Below are 24,370 nucleotides of genomic sequence, written 5' to 3' on the forward strand. Positions count from 1 at the left end.
ATTAAAAATGAAATACTTACAATCCGCCCTTGTTGTATTGATGCTATTTTGTGCCACCATCGCAAATGCTCAGTATCAAAAGTACATTGATAAAGCAGACGATGAATATGAATCTGGAGACTACTCATCTGCCAGAAAACTGATAGAGAAAAAAGTAAAAAACAAGTCGACTAAAAGTCTGGGCTACAAAAATCCTTTTAATGCCATAGCGCTTATAAAGGAAGCTAAGATAAATGTTGGTTTAGGAGAGCTCGTAAGCGTTATGAAGCCTCTAGAAGAAGGAATCGCTATGAGTGAGGAAGTTAATGGTGCTCAGAGCGCAGAACATGCTTTCATTCTTATGGAAGCCTCCGATGTACTTATATCGTATGGTAATTTCCTATTAGCCAGTGATTACATTGAAAAAGCAAATGGCTCATTTGAATCCGCAGGAGCACTTATTGAAGACATTACTGCCAAACTTGATGTACAAAGAGCCCAAGTTCTTTCAGGTAAAGGATTTTACAGTGATGCAATAAAACTGGTAGATAGTCAGACTGATTATTATCTGAAAAGAGCTCTATCAGGAGAGGGAGATAAAAAACAACAGCAAGAACGCAAGGAAGAATTCGCTAAGATGATGATCGTAAAGGCTAATTCCCTTCGACATATGGGAGATTATCAATCTGCAGATTCTGCTTTCATCACAAATCTTCAATGGGTAGATGACAATCTAAAGAAAAGCCATCTTTTATGGTCTGAGAATGCATTCTTGAATGCCAAACTCCTTGAAGAAAATGGCCTGGCTGTTGACGCGCAGGCTAAACTTTATGAAGACGCATATGTGTGGGCAATCAGAAAATATGATCTTTCTCATAACACGGTTATGAGAATGCAGTCAAATTTGATGAGAGCTTATTATAGAAATGGTCAGAATGCCAGGTTAAAAATCACTCAGGCAGATTTCAAGAAGTCTTTAAAAGAATTTAAAAAGACAAGTATTTTCAATCTTGCTGAAGATAAGATGGATCTCACTTTTGATCTGGATGATCAGGATATAAAGAAGCTTGAAAATAAAATCAACGATATGCTTACTAGTCCTACAATACCGGAGTTTCATCGTGAGCGAGTAGAGTTATTAGAGCTTGCTAAGAAAGTGGCACTGTATTCAGGAAATCACAAAAACACAGAATCCTACGATACTGAAATCTTAAGGATAAAAGAATTTTTACTAGGCACAGATGCTCCAGAATATCACTTAACAAAAGTCAAATTGGCTAATTACTATGTTGACTTCACCGATAAATTTGCTGAGGCAAAAAATATCTTTGATGAAAGTTTTCATGGAATAGTAGAACCTGAGATTACAAAAGGACATGTAGACTATCAGGACATCATGAACCATTTAGCCAAGTTCTATCAGGAAACGGATAACTACGCAAAAGCTTCTGAAATATTGGATGAAGCGCTCTTAGCTGCTAGAGTAAAATATGACAATCAGGATATTGAATATGGGAAAGAATTAGAGAATATTGCTGGACTGCAGATCAGTATAGGTGAGTATGATAAGGCCACTAAAAACCTAGAAGATGCCATTGAAATAATGGAAGGCTCAAAGACTGATGAAGCCAAAAGTTATTTGGCCTCTGCCTTTATCACAAAAGCTAAACTCTTATCTATTAAAGGGGAGTATGATCAAGCAGAGGATCACATATATGATTCAGAAGACTTACGCAAAGCAGGGGCTCTTACTACCGATGTGGCCGGATTAAGTTATCGAGATGATTTAGGAGGGCTGTACACGAATATTGGAAGATACTCTGATGCAACAAACCTTCTAACAAAATCTCTAAAAGAAAAGAACGATCAGTTTGGTGCCTCAAGTCGGCATTTAAATCAAACATTGGTACTAAATGCTCGACTTAACTTGATCAAGGGGGACTATACAGAAGCTGAGCAACAGGCGAGAAAAGCCAATACAATCGCGACAAGTACCTTCGGAGATACTTCATCCAAAATCGTACCTTCCATGTTGCAACTTGCGGATGTCTATACGACAATCGGTGATTATGAAAAAGCTGAGACCCTTCTAAAAAATGCAATTAAAATACAACAAGACAAGTTTGGCCCTGAGCATGTTGATGTAGGCAAGTCTACTTCAAAACTTGCATTAGTTTATTTCTATCAAGATAAACCATTGACTCAAATACAATCTCTTTTCCAAGAAGCCGAAAGAATAATCGGTAAGAAATTAGGTTCTACTAATCCAACCTATGCTGAAATTCTAAAAAACATGGCTGTAGCAAATATTTCAGCTAGTAACTACTCATTGGCGTTTAGCTATCTGAATCAAGCTGAAGTTATCTGGAAAGCTAAGATTGGTAAAAGAAATAATATCAACGCAGCTACTGCATTGGTACTGAAAGGTGACATCTACTACAAACAGAAGAAATATAGTGAGGCTGAAGATTATTATGAAGATGCTCAAAAGCAATATGAAAGGGTTTTCAATAACACCCACCCTGAATATGTGAAAGTGCAGTCAAAGCTGAGTAAGACGTACTTTATGCAAGCAAGATTCAAAGACTCTCAAGATGAAATGGAGGAAGTTCTTGCTAACTATAAAAACTTCATACAAGAATATTTTCCAGCTTTAAGTGAAAGAGAAAAAGCAAAGTTTTGGAATACGATAAAAGGTGACTATGAGTTTTACAACACTCTTATTATTAGTAGAAATAGAAATGCGAAGTATATAGGAGAGTTATATAACAACGCACTCCTCACCAAAGCACTTCTTCTAAATTCATCGATCAAGATTCGTCAAAGAATCATGGGCAGCAATGATGAAGAGCTAATCAGTATGTATACAAAGTGGGTCGAGGACAAAGAGCTTTTAACAGCTGCCCTATCCATGAGTGTACAAGATTTATCCGAAAATGGAATTGATCCGAATGTATTGGCTGGGAATGTAGAATTGCTTGAAAAGAATATCAGTTTAAAATCCGAGCTTTTCTCACAAAGTGCTGACAGCAGACAAATTACTTGGACAAATGTTCAGAGTGCTCTTGGCGAAAATGAAGTAGCTGTTGAGATGGTTCGTTTCAGAGTATTCGACCATGTATTCACAGATTCTGTGATGTATGCCTTGCTCTACATTAAAGGGGATAAAAGATCTGAACCCAAAATGATTCTCTTAGACAATGGAAAAGATTTAGAGAATAAGTATTTGAAAACTTACAGAAATAGTATCAAATATAAGATTGATGATAAATACTCTTATGAGCAATTCTGGGAACCAATAGAAAGGGAAGTTGGTGCCGTTTCAACCCTTTACCTATCTCCTGATGGAGTTTACAATCAGATAAACTTAGAAGCAATTCCTACTCCTGATGGAAAATATGTCCTGGACAATTCTAATATTCTTTTGATTAGTAACACCAAAGATCTTTTCATGAATAAGATCAAGACGAAAGTTGTAGCAGAAGAACAACATGCTATGATGTTTGGAAATCCTGAATTTTATGTTCAGACTCAACCAGGAAAGCCATTAGCGAGCTCGGGTTTGACAAGATCAACCGCAGAAGTTGTTTCTTCACTACCCGGAACTAAGAAAGAAATTGATGAATTGGATGACTTGTTGGATCGAAAAGGATGGAGCACTGATAAGTTCACAGAAAGTGATGCTAGCGAAGCATCTATTAAGCTAGTTACTAACCCTCGCGTATTCCATGTAGCGACTCACGGATTCTTTAAAGAAACACCAAAGGCTAGCGAATTGGATCAAGAATATAATGAGACAGCAGCCTATGACAATCCACTGCTCAAGACTGGTTTATTATTAGCTGGAGCCGGTGACATTCTCAATCAGACACAATTCAATTACAATGTTGACAATGGAATATTAACAGCATACGAAGCGATGAATTTACACCTTGATCAAACTGATTTGGTAGTACTTTCGGCCTGTGAAACAGGACTTGGAGAAGTACAGGCGGGTGAAGGTGTATATGGTTTACAAAGAGCATTCCTCGTAGCTGGGGCTCGTACTATCGTCATGTCTCTTTTTAAAGTAAGTGATGATGCCACACAGCAATTGATGATTAAATTTTATAGAAAGTGGATCGAGACCGGCAATAAACGACAAGCATTTATTGATGCCAAGAAAGAAATCAGAAATGAATATCGTGACCCTATATACTGGGGACCATTTGTAATGATAGGATTGGATTAAAATCAATAAGAACTAACAAAAAAGACATCCGAATTAGATGTCTTTTTTGTTTTAAGGCTGTCCGTTTAATGCTTTAAATAACACAGTCAATTTCTTTCTCTATTCCTCTCATAAACTAGCAACACTGTCAAGAAGCGTCATTTGTCTTGACTCATTAAAATATCATTTCATTAATCTCCACTCTCACTTCGCCAATAGAATTTACTCCTAACGTAGAACTTCAAAAACTATTCAAACTATCCTCTCATTCCTGAATTCTACTTAAGCAACAGACTTCTGTTCGTTACTATCACAATAGAATATGAAGGTTCACATTATCATTAGCTGCAAACTTCTCGAGAAGAAATCAATCGCCCCAATATGATCAAATACTTCTTGGTTATTGGCCATAAAAAAGCCCTGACCTATTCAGATCAGGGCTTGAGAATTCGTTTCTATGTAAAGACTATTCAGCAGTCTCTTTATACACCTTTATTCCGTTTCTTTCAATGATATCCTTTCTCAAGATTTTAAAATCTTCCACTTCAGGATTCATTTTGATAGCTTCTTCGATAGCTGTAAGAGCATCGACGATCAAACCATTCTCCTCATAAAATGAAGCGTAAATCACTTTATTTAGTGGGCTATCTTCATCAACTTCCGCTTTCAGGCTATTCAAGCCTTCATCATATTGCGACGGATTCTCTGGTCGCTTGATAGCAATGTCACCAGAGCTAACATCTTGATTCTCTTTTGCTTTTACGTTGATGATCCAAAGACCTTCCTCATTTTGCATTTGACCTTCAGTGAAGTTCAATTCAACTGTGTTACCTGTAACTTCAGCTTTCATGATCTCTTCATCAAAAATATTTTTAACTGTTACAATGAACGTATTCTCTTCCATTCCTTCTGGAGTATCCCAATTTAAGATGGCTTTATCTCCAAGGATGTTTGCGTCTTCAGCAGGAATTAAAACCTGAATTTGTTCATCACCAGCTAAAGCTCTTGAAACAGCTCCGGTTGCGTTAAGACGCGCTCTGTAGTTTGGCTGTTCTTTCTCGTTCATTTTATTCGCTAAGAACTTAGCATACCTACTTGAAACACTTGCTGACTTTGTATTTACCATTTTGGCTAAGTCCACAACTTTCTTTGTTCCAGGAGTTCTAACTTCTAGTGTTTTTCCAGACTTGTGCATCAGTCCAATGTAAGCTCCTTGCGAAGCAATTAACTCATCACCGTCACTAAGTGTAGCTCCCGTTTTAAGAGCAACAGCAGATGCGGTACCTTCTTTTTTTACTTGGTTTTGACCCTTATTGGCCAAAACTCTGAATGTATATCCTTGTCCATTGGCAACTCCAACAACAAAAACAAGCATAGTAGTGATAGTAATAGAAACAAACTTTCTCATAATAGTTCCAATAATAATTTGGCGTTTTCTAAATATTTATAATCTCGATACTTTAAATAATTCTTTTCTTCCTTCTTTGGATAGTGAATTCTTCACTACCCCATAAAATACTTCCAGGCCATCGCCTGAAATTGCTACTGCAAACAATAAAAATGTAAGATCCAATTTCATGCTAAAGATATCCATGAAGTAAACCATGATATAAATTAAGCCCACAAACTCAATAGCCTGAATGATTTTTGTGATTCCGTCATACCATTTAGGTAGTTTCTTGTAAACCCATGAGAAAACCATGATATTCAAAAACAATCCTATAAAGCCAACTAAATACTTCTGCCAGTCTTTGAGGTAAAAAATATAATTCTCATTCATAATCATAGAAACTATGTTTGCGTGAATCACACCTCCATACATGTCAGGGAAAGCTCTGCCGATATAAGTATCATTCAATGGTGTAAAGAATTTGTCTTCAAAGTTTTCTCTGTCTCCCAAGTACTCACCTAGAAAACAAAATATAACCACTTTCCCCTCAATGATTTCCGGAACATAATTACTACCGAAAACATCCCCTACATCTAGTGCATAATACTTATTACCAAACTTAGTAGCCCCATAATCAAGTACATTACCACGGTAATTAATTACCTCCAACTCATTTCCTCTATCTAAAAAGAATTGAGCTTTAGCTGAATCGAGATAACTCGACATCTTCACTCCAAATGCAATTTGATTTTCCCCATCTGCTGTTTCAATCTGTGGTACAAATTGACGACACATTTTCAAATCTTGCTGCACATTCGCATCTGTATCCAGATTGGCAAATGCGGGCTCAGAATTGAATGTAAACCATGGCCAAGACGTATGAACCGAATCAAATTCATCAGTTTCAACATTGTACAAAACCTTTGTTACCATCACTAGATTCTCTACCCTACTCAAAGCATCCATCAACATCATATCACCCAGTGTATCTTCTTTCGGGAAATCGAAAAAAGAGTCCACTCCAATAACTGCTGGATTATGCTGACTAATGGAATCAATCATCATCGCAATTCCTGCACGTGACTCCAATCCTATATTAACCATAACTACATTTTCATCAGCTATGGGGTCATCCAACAACTGCGAAAAATAGATATCAGTAAATTCCATGTCACCAAAGGCATCCCCTATTGGATCAAATATGTCAAAGATCTTTGCTTTTGAGACGACTGTGCCTACAAAAACCATTAAGCCAATAATAAAAATTGTTCCAAGGATTACATCCTTCCAAAATCTTCTAAACATTGTGTATTCGTTGGTGAGTTAGTCAGTTACGATTATATATGCAAGTAAAACATTTATCATCAACGATCACAATTTGTGTATTAGAAGAATTCAATTTTTTCTTCAAATTACGCAATAAAAACTTTAATACTCGTCCTATGGATTCAACTTTTCGGCGAACACATCCAAATCATCTACAAGTACTTAAGGAAAGACTATTGTTAGGTGAAAGAGTTTATTTAAGCAAGGCAATAACTTTAGTTGAAAGCAAAAAAGCAGAAGACAAAATAGCAAGTTCAGAACTGATAGATGGTATCATCAATAATACGGGCAAAAGCCTTAGAATAGGAATAACGGGAGTACCTGGAGTAGGGAAGAGTACATTTATAGAAGCTTTTGGTTCTATGCTGACAGGAAAAGGGAGAAAAGTAGCAGTTCTCTCCATTGACCCAAGTAGTAATAGAACACGAGGAAGCATTTTGGGTGACAAGACAAGAATGGATCAGCTATCTCGTGATCCTAACGCTTTCATTCGTCCCTCAGCGTCAGGTTCGAATCTTGGTGGAGTTGCGCAAAACACACGAGAAAGTATCTTGTTATGTGAAGCAGCAGGTTTTGATATCATCATCATTGAGACCGTTGGAGTTGGTCAAAGTGAGACAGTAGTAAAAGGGATGGTCGATTACTTTTTACTTCTCATGCTAGCTGGTGGAGGTGATGAGTTGCAGGGAATCAAGCGTGGAATCATGGAAATGGCCGATCACATTTTGATTAATAAGGCCGACAAAGAAAACATTAAGGCAGCAAAAAAAGCTAAAGAAGATTATAAAAATGCCGTTCATCTATTTCCTCCAAATGATGCCGATTGGATAGTTCCAGTAGGATTATGCTCAGCCATAGAAAAGTCAGGAATAAACGAAGCATGGGATCAAATAGAAAAGTATGAAGCTGTAAGTAAAGAGAATGGTTGGCTTGACATAAATAGAAAAAATCAATCAGTAGAGTGGTTTCACGAACGCATTCATGCCCGTTTAGAAGATAGTTTTTATTCCAGGCCAGGTATTGAAGATGAACTTAAAAAAAGGGAGGAGCTTATCTCCTCCCAAAAGATCTCCGTTAGAAAAGCGGTGGATGAGCTCTTTAGTTAAAAGTATATTTTAAGCCCATCGTATAATTTCTTCCTACGCTATTGAATCCTGCAATAGCTTGATAATCTTCGTTAAAGATGTTATTCAAACTACCGGATAGAGTTAAGTCATTCCATTTGTATGAAACTAAAAAATCAAATAGATCAAACGATTCCGCATCAACTTGAACAGTTTCAAAAGTAGCGTTATCGAAATATTGCAAATCTCTCTCTCCTGTATGCAGATAACTCAGTTTTGTAGTAAGATTATTTACAGGAAGATAGGTAGCAGAGATTCCATACTTATGTGCAGGAATCCTGTAAGCTATTTGATCATTCAATCTCCTCGTATAGGTATAGTGACCAGATAGTGTCACATTTTTCTCAAAATCTAAGGTACCGCTAATTTCTAATCCGTCTGTTTCAATTTCTTGATCTGCATTTACATAACTACTTGTCGAACCACCTGTGAAAAGAATAAGATTTTCATCCTTTCGGTAGAAATAAACCATACTTAAATCAAATGCTTCATTAAAAATGGAAAATCCTCCCTCTGCTGATCTGGATTCTTCAGGATCTAAATCAGGATTAGCTCCGAAAGGCCCAAAAAGTTGGAATAAAGAAGGGGTAATGAAAGAAGTAGAATAAGATGAGAAAATTTTCACATCAAATTCTTCTAAACTATATATATATGAAGGGTTAATGTTATACACCAAATTTGTTCCATAATCACTATGATTATTAAGTCTACCTCCTACTTGAATATTGAAGTCCTGAACATCATAAATGAGCGTTACATAGGGGTCTATCATATCAAAGCTCTCTTCCTCCAAGTCAGGTTGACTATAGGCTAGTCTTTGATAATTTAATCCTCCCACAAGCTTTAGCTTTTCACTAAGATTTTGGTCTAAAACAATATCTCCCTGAAAATTTTTTGCTTCATTGTCTGAAATAAAACCAGATGAATCAAAAAATCTTTCCAGCTTGCTTACGAAGAAGTTTCCTTTAGCATTACCTCCAAGCCACTTATACGTTGGTGAAGCACCAAACCTCAGCTGTTTATACTCAGAAAAATTTGCCTGAGCATCGGCGAAAGCTCCACCATCAAAATCTGATTCAAAGTAGTCATAAGCACCAGTCAATCCAAGATTGAATGACTCAGTAACCTGATAACCTACTTTTCCAAGGAAGTTATAACCTTCAAATCCATCATCATCAAAATTTCCAGATCCTGATTCATCTCTTGCCGCTGAGAAACCATCGGACGACTTGTATCCTCCATTGATTACATAAGATAACTTATCTGCACTTCCAGAAACTCCCGCATTTGCCTTGAATGTATTAAAGCTTCCATATTCTATTTTAGCATTTCCACTGATTGGCTTACTACTTGATTTCCTTAATGTAATATTAATAACCCCAGCTGCAGCCCCTGTTCCATAAAGTGTACTTAGCCCTCCTTTTAGAATTTCTATTGATTCTATTTGATCAACATCTAGCAACCTAAGGTCATATGTTTGATCTATGCCTGAGGGATCGTTAAACGGTACTCCGTCGATCAGTACCAATGTACGTTTACTTGAAGCGCCTCTTACGAAATAATCAATATTAGTTCCTAAAGGCCCAAAATTTCCATCCATTTGAACGCCTGGGACTTCATTTAACAGATCAGCTACAGATCTGGCCGAGCTATTTTCAATATCCTTTCTAGTGATCTTAAAAATAGACTTTCCAGATTTTTCAACAGGGATTTCTGATTTGGTTCCTGTGACTACCACTTCATCCAATTGGACGGTCTTGAGGGTGTCCTGTGCCTTGACAGTCCATCCCATGCACGCTAATGCAATGATTAATTTTAATTTTCTCATAGTTATTTAGATACTATGAGCCTCGTAGAAAGAATGGAGTTAACCCCTTCCTCTGCCTTCACCCGAAGCTTAGAATTTATATTGATATGGCAGGTCTCCTGGCTTGTCTGGTTTTGGCTTCCTTCCCATAGAGACGCTTATCGTCTTTACAGTGGATATGATATGACCAAAACATTCTTCAGACTTACAGTTGCGGGGACAGCCCTTGAATTTCCATTAAATGGATCACAAGATTCCCGTTTTAATTCTCCTCCACAGATGTGGAATCAAAACCAAGTCAAGAACAAAACTAAACAACTTACCGAGTTGATGAGCTACTTTTGAAGCATGAATAGATTGATTTTCGGAACAATAATTCTTATGTGTGCTTGTTCAGGCCCGGAAAAAGAAAAATCTACTGTTTACAGCGTAGAAGAATTGCGACATGCCAAGGGGTTTCATTTCGAGACCAAGGAGAATCAAAGGTATCTTGTCATTGATGAACCATGGCCGAAGGCTACTAAGCCAATTAGGTACCTATTGGATAAAGCTCCAAAAAAAATTGTTTGCACGTCCACTTCCCACCTTCCATTTTTTGAGATGTTAGGTGAAGAAAAATTGGTAATAGGCTTTCCTAATCTCAATTATATTTCATCTGAAGTTTTCTTAAAACAAGCAGAGCAAGGGCTACTGACAGACTTAGGTCCAGATGGAAGTATGAATATGGAATTACTTCTTGGAATTAATCCTGATGCAGTGATTGCCTTCGACATGGGTGGAGAGTCAAAAACATTAGATAAAATTCAAGAGGCAGGTATACCTGTTTATTATAACTCAGACTTCTTGGAACAATCTCCCTTAGGTCGCGCTGAGTGGATTAAATTCTTTGGGGCCCTGTTAAATAAGGAAAAAGAAGCGGATTCTATCTTTTCCGAGATTGAAAAAGAATATCTAAGAGTAAAAAAACTAGCATCAACCGCTGAAAATAAATCATCTATTTTGAGTGGTGTTGTCTACGGTGACACATGGTTTCTTCCTGGTGGGAATAATTGGGCTGCAACTTTTTTTAGCAATGCTGGTGCAGCATATCTTTGGGATTCGGACACTACTTCCGGCTGGTTAGAATTAAGCTTTGAAGCTGTTTATGAAAAAGGAAACGATGCGGAATACTGGATAGGAACCTCCACGCTTAACTCTAAAGATGAGATGCTTGGTCAAGATTCCAGATATTCTTCTTTCAAAGCATTTGAACAAGATAAGGTATTTAATTACAGCAAAAAGAGAGGGCCAAACGGAGGGTACGATTTTTTTGAGTCTGGGTATTCCAGGCCAGACCTAGTTTTATCAGACCTTGTGAAAATTGTACATCCAGAGTTACTTCCAGACTATCAAACGGTGTACTTCCAAAAACTTCAATGATCGAATCACACTTAGATGAATCAAAAAAGAAGTGGAACAAAGTCTTCTTCAGCCTATCTCTAGGGTTAATTCTATGCTTTTTGCTAAGTATTTCTCTTGGATCAGTGTCTATCCCGTTGAATTATTTTTTTAAGCATTTCTTGGGATCAGGCGACAATCATGTCTGGTCTAACATCATCATTAACTTTCGTTTACCTAAAGCTCTAACTTCAATTTTGGCGGGGAGTGCATTAGCAGTTTGCGGCCTTCAAATGCAAACGTTGTTTCGGAACCCTCTAGCTGGACCATTCATTTTAGGTATCAGTTCTGGAGCTGGACTTGGTGTGGCTCTAGTCATCTTTCTAGGTATTTGGTTGGGTGGATTCATTGGCATGTCTGGAATTGGAAGAAGCTGGTTACTGGTTGGGGCTTCTGGGATTGGCTCATTCCTTGTGTTATCAGTTGTACTAATTGCATCTTTTAGAATTAGATCAGGAGTTTCATTACTCATCATAGGGCTCATGTTTGGCTCTGCTGTAAGTGCTTTAGTAAGCATCCTACAATATTTCAGTCAGGCAGAAAACATACAAGCTTATGTAATCTGGACTTTTGGAAGCTTGGGAAGCCTTTCATGGATGGAGCTTGATGTAATGGGGCCTATAATCTTACTTTCACTCATCTTATCCTTTATTCTCTCTAAATCACTAAATGCCTTACTGTTGGGAGAAAATTATGCTGAGTCATTGGGATTAAATTTGAAGCAAGCTAGAATGTTGATAATCATCAATACCAGTATATTGGCGGGAACAGTTACTGCATTTTGTGGTCCAATTGCATTCATTGGTTTAGCTGTTCCTCATATGGCTAGAATGCTCTTCAATACTGGAAATCATCTTCTGCTTACCCCATTAGTAATTCTGCTGGGAGGTATATCTCTAACACTTTTTGATATTATTGCGCAATTGCCTGGTGTTCAAGAAACGCTTCCTATTAATGCAGTGACTTCTCTCTTTGGCGCTCCTTTTGTTATCTGGTTAATCTTAAAGAAATCAAATCTTAACTATCAATTCTAAATGGATTTACTGAAGGTTGATCGATTAAGCATAGGGTACGGTCCCAATAAAAGGCTAGCAAAAAATATTAATCTAGCGTTAAAATCAGGAGAATTGGTTGGTCTGGTAGGTCAAAATGGTGTTGGCAAATCCACCTTTATTCGAACAATCTCTGGCCTTCAACCCCTATTGGAAGGAGAAATATATCTTTCAAGCGAATCTATACACTCCATCTCCCAAAAATCAATCGCTCAAAAAATTAGTGTAGTTCTCACCGGCAAACCAGATTCGTTAAATCTTTCTGTTTTAGAACTAATTACCCTTGGTCGTCATCCTTACTCTGGATGGCTAGGAAATCTTAAAAAAGAAGATAAGGAGATTATCGAGCAATCCATTTCGCAAATGGAAATCAACTATCTGGTCAAAAAACGATTATTTGAATTAAGTGATGGACAACTTCAGAAAGTGATGATTGCCAGAGCGCTAGCTCAAGATACAGATTTGATTATTCTGGACGAACCTACATCTCATTTGGACTTAAAGAACAAAATCGAAGTACTTCAACTCTTAAAAAAAATTGCTATTTCGGGAAAATCAGTTCTCATCTCAACACATGAAATTCAGCTTTCATCTCAAGTGTGTGATCAATTTTGGTGCATGGACTTTGGGAAAGAAATGTTGATTGGAAAACCCAGAGCTCTAATTAAAGATGGCACTTTGCAGGATTATTTACATATCCCTAAAAACACTTTGATATAAAAAAAGAAAGGGACCCGGGTGGGTCCCTTTTACGGGTGAGATAATCGTAACCTAACCTAACCGAATAGAAACGTGCCTTTGCACGCCAACTCACCCATTTCACCTAATCACCAATATGTGGTACGTAAATAACCGAATTTAGATTGAGAAGGTTTCGATATTTTTTTGTCAACCACTAGACAAACAAGATTTATTACAAAGAAAAGATTCTCTATTTATCACCACAGCACCATTAAAGATTATCAACTATCCTCCTGCCCAAGGTTTAGCTCATTATTTCACTTACTACTTTTATTAACTTTTTTTAACAGTGCACATCTCAAAATTTAAATAACAAGCCTAAATATTTCTGCTCACTACCAAGGGTATTTATAATCAAAGTATGTCAATGGCTTGACAATAGATATTGGTTCTTAGTAACTTCAAAGCTGTCGACGCTTCATCAGCGTATTATTGATTTTTATAATCTCACTCAATGCAAAAAATTGTCATTATTGGGAATGGAGTAGCTGGTATTACAACAGCACGCCATGTCCGCAAGCTCTCCGATGACCAGATCACGGTTATATCAGGAGAGACAGATCATTTCTTTTCTCGAACAGCGCTTATGTATATCTACATGGGACATATGAAGTATGAAAATACTAAGCCTTATGAAGATTGGTTTTGGGAAAAAAATAGAATAGACCTCAAAAAAGCCTGGGTCAAATCAATTGATTTTGACAAAAAAGAGATCCAATTTGAAGGATCTGAATCTATGGCTTATGATAAACTAATTCTTGCTACAGGAAGTCAATCAAACAAGTTTGGGTGGCCTGGACAGGATCTCAATGGTGTACAGGGGCTTTATTCCTACCAAGATTTGGAGCTGATGGAGAAGAATACCACGGGTGTAAAACAGGCGATAATTCTTGGCGGAGGTTTGATAGGTGTGGAGATGGCCGAAATGCTTCATTCCAGACATATCCCGGTAACGTATCTCATACGTGAAGAGCATTTTTGGGGGAATATGTTACCTGAAGAAGAAGCAACTCTTATTGACGGTCATTTAGCCAAAAATGGCATTGATTTAAGGCAGCAAACTGAACTAGAAGAAATCATAGATAATGGCAATGGGCGCGTAAAGGGGATTAAAACAAAATCCGGCGAAATCATTGATTGTCAATTCGTAGGATTGACAGTTGGCGTTCACCCCAATTTAGATTTAGTAAAAGAAACTAAAGTTGAAACAGACAGAGGAATATTAGTAGACGAAAATCTACAGACAAGTGTTCCGGATGTTTATGCTATAGGTGATTGTGCACAATTGAAAAATCCACCATCTCATCGCAGACCAATCGAAGCGGTTTGGTATGTAGGAAGAATGATGGGTGAAACGGTTGCTCGAACCGTAACTGGTAATAAGACTAAGTATCAACCAGGCGTTTGGTTTAACTCGGCCAAATTTTTTGATATTGAATATCAGAATTATGGCACTGTACTGCCTGGTTGCCCGGAGGGTTCTGGATCTTTTTATTGGGAATGTGTGGACAAAGAGAAGTGCATAAAAATCATTTATAAAAAAGATAGTCTCGAAGTTCAAGGAGTAAATCTTTTCGGCATTAGAAATAGACATGAAATATGGAACAAATGGTTAACTGAAAAGAGGCCTCTTGATTATATTATTTCAAATCTCCCAGAAGCTAATTTCGATCCCGAATTTTTTAAACATTGGGAAGGAGAAATTCAACAGAAATTCAACGCTGAATTTCCAGATAAGCAAGTAAACGTCAGAAAAAAAGGATTCCTAGAAAAACTATTCGTATAGAACTAACCGCTAAGATAACTGAGTCGTGAACAGAGAACACAGAGAATTAAATATTAATGAAATTACTGAAAAAGTGATTGGATGCGCTATTTGTGTTCATACAGAATTAGGTCCTGGTCTTCTTGAATCTGCATATCAAGAATGCTTGTTCTATGAATTACAATCAGAAGGGCTATTTGTAGAAAAAGAGAAACCATTGCCTCTTTTATACAAAAGTGTAAAAATGGAGTGCGGTTATAGGGTTGATCTTTTGGTTGAGAAGAAAGTAATCGTAGAATTGAAATCAGTCGAGGCTCTAACTGATGTTCATGTTGCTCAGGTTCTCACTTATCTCAAATTATCAAACAATAAAATAGGGTTGTTAATAAACTTTAATTCATTCAGAGTTAAGGATGGTTTAAAACGGCTAATAAATAAATATTACGAGCCTCAGTTCTCTCAGAGTATTACCTCTGATTCATCTGTGGTTAAATAAAGAATTATGAAAGCAATCAGATATACAGGACTTGTTCTATTTCTATTTTCACTCGGATTATTTCTGAGTAGTTTTTTTATGTCAACCTTCACGCTTACTGAGAATACTTTCAGTTCCATTGTGAAGAGTGAGCATCAAGACATTTTAAAGCCTGCCCTGACGGACGTTTTTGGTAAAGAGTACTCACTTAGCATTCCATTTGTTAATTCAATTAATGCTGCAGTAAAGCAAGTGAATGAAAAAGCAAGAGCAGAACAAAAGTGGGATGAAGTAATCTACGATGATTATGCAGGATCATTGGCTAGGGCATCTGCAGGAGGTTTTGTGCCTGAGAATAAATTATTAGTCTTCTTCTTGATTTATATAGTAGGTGCTATTGGTGCAATGATGTTCATTTTACCCCAAATAAAACTGCAAGGTCCAGCTGGCATCAAGAACAATCATATTTTCCATAATGCACTCAACAATCGCGGTTGGATGGGAATGCTAACAGGAGCTCTTTTGGTTGGGTTTTACATATTCCTTTATTTCTTTCCCGCCTATATAACCAATTGGATCATCATAGTTGACCCGCTTCAAAAATTGATTAATCCATCAGCTTCTTCAAGTCAATGGTTTCTATATGGATTCTTATACACCTTCGCTGTTTTGGTGATGGGTGTACGCATGATTATCAAATATCGTCATAGTAAATATCAGATTTTCAGAACGTGCTCTGTGATGTTCTTCCAGCTAGCAGTTGCTTTTCTAATCCCTGAAATATTGGTAAAGCTTAATCAACCATATTTCGATTTTAAAAACATGTGGCCGTTGGATTACGATTTTTTTGATGCATGGCATATCAATACGCTAACACAATCTGGTGGGCTCGGAATATTTATGTTCGTGTGGGGCATCACCCTTTTTGTAGTAGGTGTTCCAGTCTTTGTTTATTTCTTCGGGAAGAGATGGTATTGTTCTTGGGTTTGCGGATGTGGTGGTTTAGCCGAAACTGCTGGTGATCCCTTCAGACAGCTATCAGATAAATCAACAGAAGCATGGCAAATTGAGCGTTTCATTATTCATGGTGTCCTCGTTTTTGGCATTATTATGACAGGGTTAGTTCTATACAATTTCTTTGGTGGAGATTTTTATATCTCCTTCAGTAAATGGACGGTAATGGGAACTGTAATTCTATTAGGTGCCGGACTTTATTTATATCATAGAAAGAAGTTTCCGTCCATGTCTGGTAAGAAAGTGAGAAATACCGCAATCAGCATTTCTGGTTTCTTCGCACTTGGAGTCATATTTAGTGAATTTTCTGTTTTCGCAAAGTATATGCCCGTTGATGGAAGTAACTTCAGCTTCTCTAGCGGAAACATTCGCACAGTATATGGCTTTATGATCGGATCCATTTTCTCTGGAGTTGTGGGGACGGGATTTTATCCACTAATGGGTAATCGCGTCTGGTGCAGGTTTGGATGTCCGCTTGCTGCATATCTTGGGTTGGTACAACGATTTAAGTCAAAATTCAGAATCACAACAAACGGAGGTCAGTGTATTTCATGTGGTAACTGTTCAACTTACTGTGAAATGGGGATTGATGTCCGGGCATATGCACAGAAAGGACAAAACATTGTCCGTTCTTCATGTGTCGGTTGTGGAATATGTTCAGCAGTTTGTCCGCGAGGCGTCCTTAACCTCGAAAACAGAGAAGAAGATGGGCGAATTAACCAACCAATTTTGCTAGGAAACGATAGTATATCTGTTACTAAATAAATCATGAAAGCTTTTAAATTTTTAATCCTCATTTGGTTAGTGGGGTGTATTCAAACGGATTTAGAAGATCCCTTTCCCCCGACTATTAGAATTGATAACTCAATCAACGAAATAGATTTTAGAGTCTCAGGTTCTTATATCTTAAGTGCCATATATACGGATGATACTGGAGAACCTATCGAAACCGATGCAATTTGGGAGAGTTCAGACGAAAATATTTTGTCCTTTAATGGGAATATCGCAACAGTACATGCAGAAGGGACTGTGATAATAGACGTTGCTACGAATGGAATCAATGATTCTCATACTGTGGAAACGTTAGCTTCTAGAGGATCTCTTCTAATAACAGGGTCAGTACCTGTTGTTCAGATAGGAAATAGTTCTCCATTTAAGTTTAATTTTATAGATATAGATGGTAAGACAAACAACCTAGAGTCCGCTATATGGTCTTCATCTAATGAAAGCGTAGCTACTATTGATAGCAATGGAACTGTTGAGGCTGTAAGCGCAGGTACTACTACTATTTCTCTAATAGTGGATGGTATAGGTCAAACGACCAATCTGGAAGTCATCACAGATGACGTAACCGTAGATCCAGCTGTCAGACTACTTTCTTTTGCACAATTTTTATCAGTCAATAATTCGTTTCAGTTTGAGGCGGACTACCTCCAATCAGACGGAACAGTAGATGAATCTGCTATGATCTCTTGGGCCTCTACCGATGGTCTTTCCGTTGATCAAAATGGATTAGTCACGGCGGTTAAAAGCGGAACAAGTATTATCGATGCTTCTTTCGGAAAATTCAATACCTCCATAGAGGTAACAGTAGAAGGTGATGAAATATCTACAAGAAGCGGTTCACTAAGAGGCACAGGATATGATATAGAAGGAGATTTCTTATTAGGTGAGAATGAAGACGGAGACTTAATTCTTACGATTGAGAACTACAAACCGGATGGACCTGGGCCTTACTTCTATTTAACGAATCAAGATAGAAACGTAAGTAATGGCCTTAATCTCGGAGACGCTGGTACTGCTGGAACAGTAACCATAAACATCTCACAGATTGATGATACTGTAGAAGCAAGTACCTTCGATTTTTTAATGATTTGGTGCGAGCCGTTTAATGTAAGGTTGGGCATTGGTGCTTTTGAAAACTAGATATTATGAGAAGAATATTTATAGTTTGCCTTTTTCTAACATTATCAATTTGTGCCTTGGCTGGTGGCGGATGGACTAAAAAGAAAGGCAAAACATATTTAAAACTGAGCCAGTACACCATTATCGCTGATCAATATTTTAACCCTGAAGGAAATTTGATCAGCATCAACCCTCGTATTTCATTTTACAACACAGCACTTTACGGCGAATATGGATTATCAGACAAGATAACTGCCGAGGTATATTTTCCATTTTTTTCAAGATCGGTACTCAACTCTTTGCAAAGAAGAAATGGTGATTTTGTTCAAGGGGATGAGGTTTCCTCCATTGGGGACATTAACATTGGATTTAAGTTTGCCATAAGCCAAAAAGGACCAACCGTATTTAGTGGGAAAGTTACGTTTGGACTACCAACAGGAGATGCTTCTGGTGGAAAAACAGGCACCTTACAGACTGGAGATGGTGAATTCAACCAAATGCTGACTCTGGATATTGGTCATTCATTTTACCCAGTTCCTGTTTATGCCAATGCCTCTGTATCCATTAATAATCGAACTAAGGGATTTTCCGATGAGTTTAGATTCTCTTTCGAGGCTGGACTTACGTTAAATAAATTCATTCTTATCGGAAGACTAATCGGAGTTGAATCGCTCATGAATGGAGATTCAGCAGATAATGCGAATCAAGGAGTATTCGGAAATAACATTGAATACTTATCGCTGATGCCAGAACTTGTATATAAAATCAAAGAAAATTTTGGTGTGACGGCCGCAATTGGAACTGCCTTTTCAGGGCGTCAAGTATTAGCAAACCCGTCATACGAAGTTGGATTTTTTTTAGACATTTAATCCAGAAAATAGTTTACTAACAATAGAGATAACAGAATACGAATGAAAAAAATCAGCCAATCTCAGATCAAACTATTAGCCATATTCTGCATGGCCCTTGCACCCTTCATAAGTATCGCGGGTGGCGGATGGACCAAACAAAAAGGAAAAGCATACTATAAAGTATCCCACTGGTGGATAGATGCAGCTAAACAGTTCACGTTCGATGGAAGCAGTGTTGCTTCTGTTGAGGAAGGAATTTTCAATACCTCCATTTTTGCTGAGTATGGATTTACTGATCGTTTCACTGGAATTGTAAATCTCCCATATAGCAAATCTGCAAATGATACTGAATCCATCAGTGGAATTGGAGACACAGACGTTGCTTTCAAATATCGAATAACTAAGTCCAACAGCAAATTTGTACTGGCAGGAACTCTACAGCTAGGATTACCTTTCGGAGAAGATGCTGGAGGAAGTGATGGAAGCCTGCAAACTGGTGATGGAGAATTCAATCAAATCTATCGCCTAGATCTAAGTAAATCTTTCCAAATCAGTTCCATAAATGCTTACGCAAATGTCTACTCAGCATTTAATAACCGAACTCAAAATTTTTCTGATGAGATGAGAGTAGGGGCTGAAGTAGGTGCAGGATTTCTGAATAATAAAATCTGGGCCATTGTTAGACTAGATGTTGTCGAATCATTCCAAAACGGTGCAGAATCAACTGCTGCAAGTGATGGAGCTACCATATTCGCTAATAATACTGAATACATGGCTTACAGCTACGAAATAGCTGGATACATTACGGAAAAGATTGGCATCTCTGCTTCAACAGCAAGTGTATTCAGCGCTTCAAATATTTTTGCAGCTCCTGCATATTCAGTTGGCGTATTTCTAGATTTGAAATAAAAAAGTAAGGCTAAAGCCTTACTTTTTGTAGAATACGTTTTCTAGAATGGTGGTTCAAATCATCCGAAATACTGTAGGCAAGCCAAATGTTGATTTCTCTTCCTTCCGAAAGGTCATAGTGAAGCTTATCAACCTTGTCTTTATAGATACAAAAAGATAAGGTAGTGTTCCCCTCTTTCTCGCTTCCTTTCAAATCGAAAATTCTGCTAGGTACAGCTAAAGCCTCCGCAGGAGGGTGTTCACCGAAACCAGTAACGTACTGATCTTGTATCAGAACCTCCCCATTTTTCACATATCCTTGGATAAGATTCGTATTTACAATGTCCGTTCCTTCTGTGAAACCGACAGCAACCCATCCTAAGGATGGGGCTGTAATGTTTACTTGAACATGATCGTCAATATGCCTCCATTCCAACTTGAAGCCCTCTGCTTCCAGTGTTTTATATGGACTACTTGTTGCCACAAATAGAAAAATAAATAAATATTTCATTATCAATTATTGATATATCATTTTTAATTCAAAAAAATTATTCCCTACTGAAATTGATATAAATAGTATCTAGTACTTTTTTGAAGGTTTTCATATCCTTTTCTGAGAGACCACTAATTCCCTTTTGACGATAAATGACCGCCTCAGGAATCACTTTATCAACCAGACCTTGTCCTTGTTTAGTTAAAAGAACCATGAATGACCTCCTGTCTGCACTTCTTCTTTCTATCATTCCATTCTTTTCCAAAATATCAAGTGAACGCGTAATAGAAGCTGGATCCTTAGATACTGCATCCGCCAGTTCTTTCTGAGTTTGATTTTCTACCTCACTCAATCGCTTCAGGATAATCCATTGATCAGAAGTAAGATCTACTCCAAGCTTTTTGAAGAATCGATTTTTAGCTTTTCGTTGAGCTTTCATTGCCCGATCCATCCAAAAGAAATACACCTCATTCAAAGACTTATCCTTTTCCCTCATACTTCAAATTTTTCAGAAAGTTAATCATTAAGGATTGGCTACTTGAATGTAGCAGTAACTAATTCTCCAATGATTTTCCAATCACTACCTACCTTAATAAGCGAAAGAAAAGATCGCATTTGCGCTTGATTCCCATTAAGGACAACCTTGACAACAGCGTTTGAATCATCAAATACTTCAATGGATTTAATCGTCACTTTTCGGCTATCTCCACCCCACTCTTTCTTTTCAAATTGAGAAATAAAGGCTGACTTATCTGCAACAAAAGGGTCGTCCTTGCCTCCGTACCAAACCAATCTGTATTGATCGTGTAAAATATCACTTAAGTTTTTCACATTTTGCTGATCACCAGATGAAGCATAAGACTCAATTGCTTTCTTAATAAAATCTTTGTCTGATCCTGCCTGTCCTACAGCTACTGCATACAAGCTCATTCCAAGAAGGAATAATGAAGTTTTAATCATTTTATTGATTTGTTAATTATTGATATATCAATGATACGTATATATCATGAAATAGTTAAACATTTTTTCTAATTTTCTTGAATGCTATTTGAAAACAGGCCGCCCGCAAGACTATTAAAAGATTTGGTGAAAGAATACTGGATTTTTGAGGATCTTGATCATGCCTCATCAACTCAAAAAATCATCCCAGATGGCTATAGTGAAATAATCATCCATTATGGAGATCCTTATGAGATAAACTTAAGAGGATCATGGGAGTCTCAGTCATCCTTTCTATTCTCGAGTCAGATTAGTAAATACTTCCATCTTCGCAATACTGGAATTTCAAAGATGATAGGAATTAAGCTACACCCTACAGCCTTTTTCGAACTCTTCCACAAAGAAGTATCAAATTATACCGATCAGGTAATTTCACTTGATCATTTAACCTCTGTTGGAGAGCTTGAAAAGTTAAAAGCTGCTTACTCTATTAATGATAAAGTTGAGTTAGCAGAAAATTGGCTACTAGATCATTTAAAAGACATCTCCGAACAAACTAAAATCAGGAAATGCATTTCCATGATATTTGATTCCCATGGCATGATAGAAATCGAAGAAATTTCTCAAAAAATAAATCTTAGTACAAGGCAAGTGGAGCGTCTATTCAAAAAAGTTGTAGGCCTGACTCCAAAATTCTACTCTCGCATTATTCGGTTCAATTACATATTTGAAGTGATGAAAGAGCAAAAAGATTCCTGGGTGAAAACAGCATTACAATCAGGGTACTTTGATCAATCTCATTTCATCAAAAATTTCAAAGAATTTACTGGCGAAGAGCCTTCAGCCTATGGTTTTGATAAAGCAAACCTAGCAAACTTCTTTCTTAAGAAGTAGTGTCGGTTTTTTACAATACATGTTTGCTACGTCAATATATCATTGTCTGAAAAAACGATGGGAAAAATATTTGCATTCATAATCGCGTTGGCATATACTCAATTATCATTCGGGCAATCCATGAAAGATTTTAAATGGCTTGAAGGAAAATGGGAAAGACAAAATGTAAAACCAGGAACGAGCGCATTTGAAGTGTGGGGGAAAGCAAAAAATGGATACAAAGGCCAGGGTATATCTCTGAAAGGTCGCGACACCACATTTGTAGAAAATTTAAGCCTAGTAAAAAAAGATACTGATTTTTATTACGTGGCAGATGTAAGTAGCAATACAGAACCAACTTACTTTAAGATTACATCCATATCCAAAATGGGGTTTGTGAGTGAAAATCCTCAACATGATTTTCCAAAGAAAATAGAATACACTCTTGATGGTGATAAACTCACTGTAGTTATTTCGGCTGGAGAAAAAGCAATCGGCTTTGTTTTTATAAAAGAGAAGTGACAACTACTAGCTAGTAGTTAGCATTAAAAACATATACAGAAAACATATAAATGAAAGCAAGCCACAACTAAGACGGAAGTCAGTGTATCGTTTGTTTCCAATCACGACTAGTGAAAAAATGAAAATGATTACTGAAAATGTATTCCTGAAAGAATAAATGGTTCCATGAATAAAATATTCTCTTTTCCCATTAATTGATCGTACTTTTTGTGGCCTGTACAAAATTGAAGAATGTCTGATTACAACACCATTCATTTCACTTCCCTTATAGTCTTTATAAAACGATCGGTCTGTTGCAATCTTTCCTCCTTTAGCAACTTGAATGTAAGTTTCATACCTTCCTAATATCACATCATCCGTTTCATATGTATATTCAGTGAACGAATAGTAATAGTCGAAAGTAAGCAATAGGGCAAAGCCAAAAAATATGATATTTAGGATTCTGAAATACCGATAGAATCGTTGCTTAAACAGAAATTGTTGCTCCATCCTGTTCCTCTGTTCCCTTATCCTATTCCGGATATATTCTGTCCTATATTTCTGTTCTGGAGTGGTCTCTTTCAGTACGGTTTTCACTGGAACGCCTTGAAGGAAAAGATCATACAAGTTTCTGGTTGTAGTATCTGATAGAATCTCATAGGCCTCATTGATGTGGATCATTCTTTGGGCAGCTAAAGGATCTGGGTTAATGTCTGGGTGATACCTTTTCACAAGCCTCCTGTATGCCGATTTAATCTCACTTTGATTTGCATTAGCACTTATCTCTAAGACCTCATAATGATTCATTTCCCTAAAGTATAAATAGAAATTATAGTGTGTGTCTCTATTAAGTCATTTTTAGTTCATTGATAAAATTACCTTTGCGCCTCACAAAAAGAGGCACACTTTGAATAGACCAGACATTCGAGTAATCATTCCCGCATTCAATGAACAGAATGCGGTAGGTTTGGTCATTGATGAAATTCCTAAGGAGTGGGTCACAGAGGTTATTGTAGTAGACAATGGCTCTACAGATGACACATACGAACAAGCTAAATCCAGAGGAGCTACAACGCTTAAAGAACCTGCACGGGGATACGGAAACGCCTGTCTAAAAGGTATGTCACACATTGCTGAATCTTCTACCAAGCCAGATATCGTCGTTTTTCTGGATGGTGATCATTCTGACTACCCAAAACAATTGATCGATCTGGTAAAACCAATTATAGAAGATGAAGTTAATTTGGTTATTGGCTCCAGGGCCTTAGGCCAAAAAGAAAAAGGAAGCATGACTCCTCAACAAATCTTTGGAAATTGGTTGGCTACTTTTTTAATAAAACTTTTTTACCAAGTAAAATATACCGATCTAGGTCCATTTAGAGCCATAGATTATGAAAGTCTGCTTAAAATCAGCATGGAGGATCGAACATATGGATGGACAGTAGAGATGCAATTAAAAGCTGCTAAGCTAAATTTGCATACGAAAGATATTCCTGTGGACTACAGACAAAGAATCGGCGTTTCAAAAGTGAGTGGTACGGTAAAGGGAACGATAGGTGCCGGGTATAAAATCATTTATACAATTTTTAAATATCTATAA

General features: G+C 37.3%; 21 protein-coding genes and 1 riboswitch. Of the genes, 14 read left to right on the plus strand and 7 right to left on the minus strand.

What is annotated here, in order from left to right; translation table 11 throughout:
• Positions 1–7: 7 nt before the first annotated feature.
• Positions 8–4,210: a CHAT domain-containing tetratricopeptide repeat protein gene (locus ABJQ32_11325; GenBank protein ID MEP5290231.1), complete on the plus strand. Its 4,203-nt coding sequence runs from the start codon at positions 8–10 to the stop codon at positions 4,208–4,210.
• Between the two features lie 445 nt (positions 4,211–4,655).
• Here the strand turns inward: ABJQ32_11325 and ABJQ32_11330 are convergent, their stop codons facing one another.
• Entirely contained in the window at positions 4,656–5,597 is a 942-nt protein-coding gene (locus ABJQ32_11330) for a hypothetical protein (GenBank protein MEP5290232.1), read from the minus strand.
• A gap of 36 nt (positions 5,598–5,633) precedes the next feature.
• Entirely contained in the window at positions 5,634–6,884 is a 1,251-nt protein-coding gene (locus ABJQ32_11335) for a CHASE2 domain-containing protein (protein MEP5290233.1), read from the minus strand.
• A 137-nt stretch (positions 6,885–7,021) separates the two neighbouring features.
• On the opposite strand from ABJQ32_11335, the gene meaB reads away from it, so the two are divergent.
• Complete coding sequence (gene meaB, locus ABJQ32_11340; protein MEP5290234.1) at positions 7,022–8,011, plus strand: methylmalonyl Co-A mutase-associated GTPase MeaB; 990 nt, start codon at positions 7,022–7,024, stop codon at positions 8,009–8,011.
• On the opposite strand, the gene ABJQ32_11345 is transcribed toward meaB, so the two are convergent.
• Positions 8,004–9,857, minus strand: a complete 1,854-nt coding sequence (locus ABJQ32_11345; GenBank protein MEP5290235.1) for a TonB-dependent receptor — start codon at positions 9,855–9,857, stop codon at positions 8,004–8,006. The two genes, meaB and ABJQ32_11345, sit on opposite strands and share 8 nt — an antisense overlap.
• Before the next feature lie 70 nt (positions 9,858–9,927).
• A riboswitch (cobalamin riboswitch) is annotated at positions 9,928–10,149 on the minus strand.
• Positions 10,150–10,184: 35 nt separating this feature from the next.
• Between ABJQ32_11345 and ABJQ32_11350 the strand changes: the two genes are divergently transcribed.
• The 9 genes from ABJQ32_11350 to ABJQ32_11390 all read left to right on the plus strand — a co-directional run bounded on the left by ABJQ32_11350 (position 10,185) and on the right by ABJQ32_11390 (position 19,985).
• Complete coding sequence (locus ABJQ32_11350; GenBank protein MEP5290236.1) at positions 10,185–11,255, plus strand: ABC transporter substrate-binding protein; 1,071 nt, start codon at positions 10,185–10,187, stop codon at positions 11,253–11,255.
• Positions 11,252–12,307 (plus strand): iron ABC transporter permease, encoded by a 1,056-nt coding sequence (locus tag ABJQ32_11355; GenBank protein ID MEP5290237.1) that lies wholly within the window; start codon positions 11,252–11,254, stop codon positions 12,305–12,307. The genes ABJQ32_11350 and ABJQ32_11355 overlap by 4 nt, the downstream gene beginning before the upstream one ends.
• On the plus strand, positions 12,308–13,045 hold the full coding sequence (locus tag ABJQ32_11360; protein ID MEP5290238.1) for an ABC transporter ATP-binding protein: 738 nt from the start codon (positions 12,308–12,310) through the stop codon (positions 13,043–13,045).
• Positions 13,046–13,520: 475 nt separating this feature from the next.
• Positions 13,521–14,852: an FAD-dependent oxidoreductase gene (locus tag ABJQ32_11365; GenBank protein ID MEP5290239.1), complete on the plus strand. Its 1,332-nt coding sequence runs from the start codon at positions 13,521–13,523 to the stop codon at positions 14,850–14,852.
• A gap of 25 nt (positions 14,853–14,877) precedes the next feature.
• Positions 14,878–15,327 carry a GxxExxY protein gene (locus tag ABJQ32_11370; GenBank protein ID MEP5290240.1) on the plus strand — a complete coding sequence of 150 codons (450 nt, stop codon included), beginning with the start codon at positions 14,878–14,880 and terminating at the stop codon, positions 15,325–15,327.
• A 6-nt stretch (positions 15,328–15,333) separates the two neighbouring features.
• Entirely contained in the window at positions 15,334–17,085 is a 1,752-nt protein-coding gene (locus tag ABJQ32_11375) for a 4Fe-4S dicluster domain-containing protein (protein MEP5290241.1), read from the plus strand.
• A gap of 3 nt (positions 17,086–17,088) precedes the next feature.
• Complete coding sequence (locus ABJQ32_11380) at positions 17,089–18,246, plus strand: Ig-like domain-containing protein (protein MEP5290242.1); 1,158 nt, start codon at positions 17,089–17,091, stop codon at positions 18,244–18,246.
• 5 nt (positions 18,247–18,251) lie between these two features.
• Positions 18,252–19,094, plus strand: coding sequence for a transporter (locus tag ABJQ32_11385; GenBank protein ID MEP5290243.1), 843 nt, complete (start codon positions 18,252–18,254; stop codon positions 19,092–19,094).
• A gap of 42 nt (positions 19,095–19,136) precedes the next feature.
• Positions 19,137–19,985: a hypothetical protein gene (locus tag ABJQ32_11390; protein MEP5290244.1), complete on the plus strand. Its 849-nt coding sequence runs from the start codon at positions 19,137–19,139 to the stop codon at positions 19,983–19,985.
• Between the two features lie 10 nt (positions 19,986–19,995).
• Here the strand turns inward: ABJQ32_11390 and ABJQ32_11395 are convergent, their stop codons facing one another.
• Genes ABJQ32_11395 through ABJQ32_11405 form a run of 3 tightly spaced genes read right to left on the minus strand, consistent with a single transcriptional unit; the run spans position 19,996 to position 21,417 of the window.
• Positions 19,996–20,475, minus strand: coding sequence for a DOMON domain-containing protein (locus tag ABJQ32_11395; GenBank protein ID MEP5290245.1), 480 nt, complete (start codon positions 20,473–20,475; stop codon positions 19,996–19,998).
• Between the two features lie 37 nt (positions 20,476–20,512).
• The gene (locus ABJQ32_11400; protein ID MEP5290246.1) at positions 20,513–20,953 is read right to left on the minus strand and encodes a MarR family transcriptional regulator; all 441 of its coding nucleotides are present in this window, start codon (positions 20,951–20,953) and stop codon (positions 20,513–20,515) included.
• Between the two features lie 38 nt (positions 20,954–20,991).
• Positions 20,992–21,417 (minus strand): nuclear transport factor 2 family protein, encoded by a 426-nt coding sequence (locus tag ABJQ32_11405; protein MEP5290247.1) that lies wholly within the window; start codon positions 21,415–21,417, stop codon positions 20,992–20,994.
• 81 nt (positions 21,418–21,498) lie between these two features.
• Between ABJQ32_11405 and ABJQ32_11410 the strand changes: the two genes are divergently transcribed.
• Together ABJQ32_11410 and ABJQ32_11415 are read left to right on the plus strand one after the other, a co-directional pair.
• Positions 21,499–22,290, plus strand: a complete 792-nt coding sequence (locus tag ABJQ32_11410; GenBank protein ID MEP5290248.1) for a helix-turn-helix transcriptional regulator — start codon at positions 21,499–21,501, stop codon at positions 22,288–22,290.
• 57 nt (positions 22,291–22,347) lie between these two features.
• The gene (locus ABJQ32_11415; protein ID MEP5290249.1) at positions 22,348–22,791 is read left to right on the plus strand and encodes a DUF6265 family protein; all 444 of its coding nucleotides are present in this window, start codon (positions 22,348–22,350) and stop codon (positions 22,789–22,791) included.
• Between the two features lie 6 nt (positions 22,792–22,797).
• On the opposite strand, the gene ABJQ32_11420 is transcribed toward ABJQ32_11415, so the two are convergent.
• Positions 22,798–23,577: a DnaJ domain-containing protein gene (locus ABJQ32_11420; protein MEP5290250.1), complete on the minus strand. Its 780-nt coding sequence runs from the start codon at positions 23,575–23,577 to the stop codon at positions 22,798–22,800.
• Positions 23,578–23,677: 100 nt separating this feature from the next.
• On the opposite strand from ABJQ32_11420, the gene ABJQ32_11425 reads away from it, so the two are divergent.
• The gene (locus ABJQ32_11425; GenBank protein MEP5290251.1) at positions 23,678–24,370 is read left to right on the plus strand and encodes a glycosyltransferase family 2 protein; all 693 of its coding nucleotides are present in this window, start codon (positions 23,678–23,680) and stop codon (positions 24,368–24,370) included.

The organism is Marinobacter alexandrii, assembly GCA_039984955.1.
Lineage (GTDB): Bacteria > Bacteroidota > Bacteroidia > Cytophagales > Cyclobacteriaceae > Ekhidna.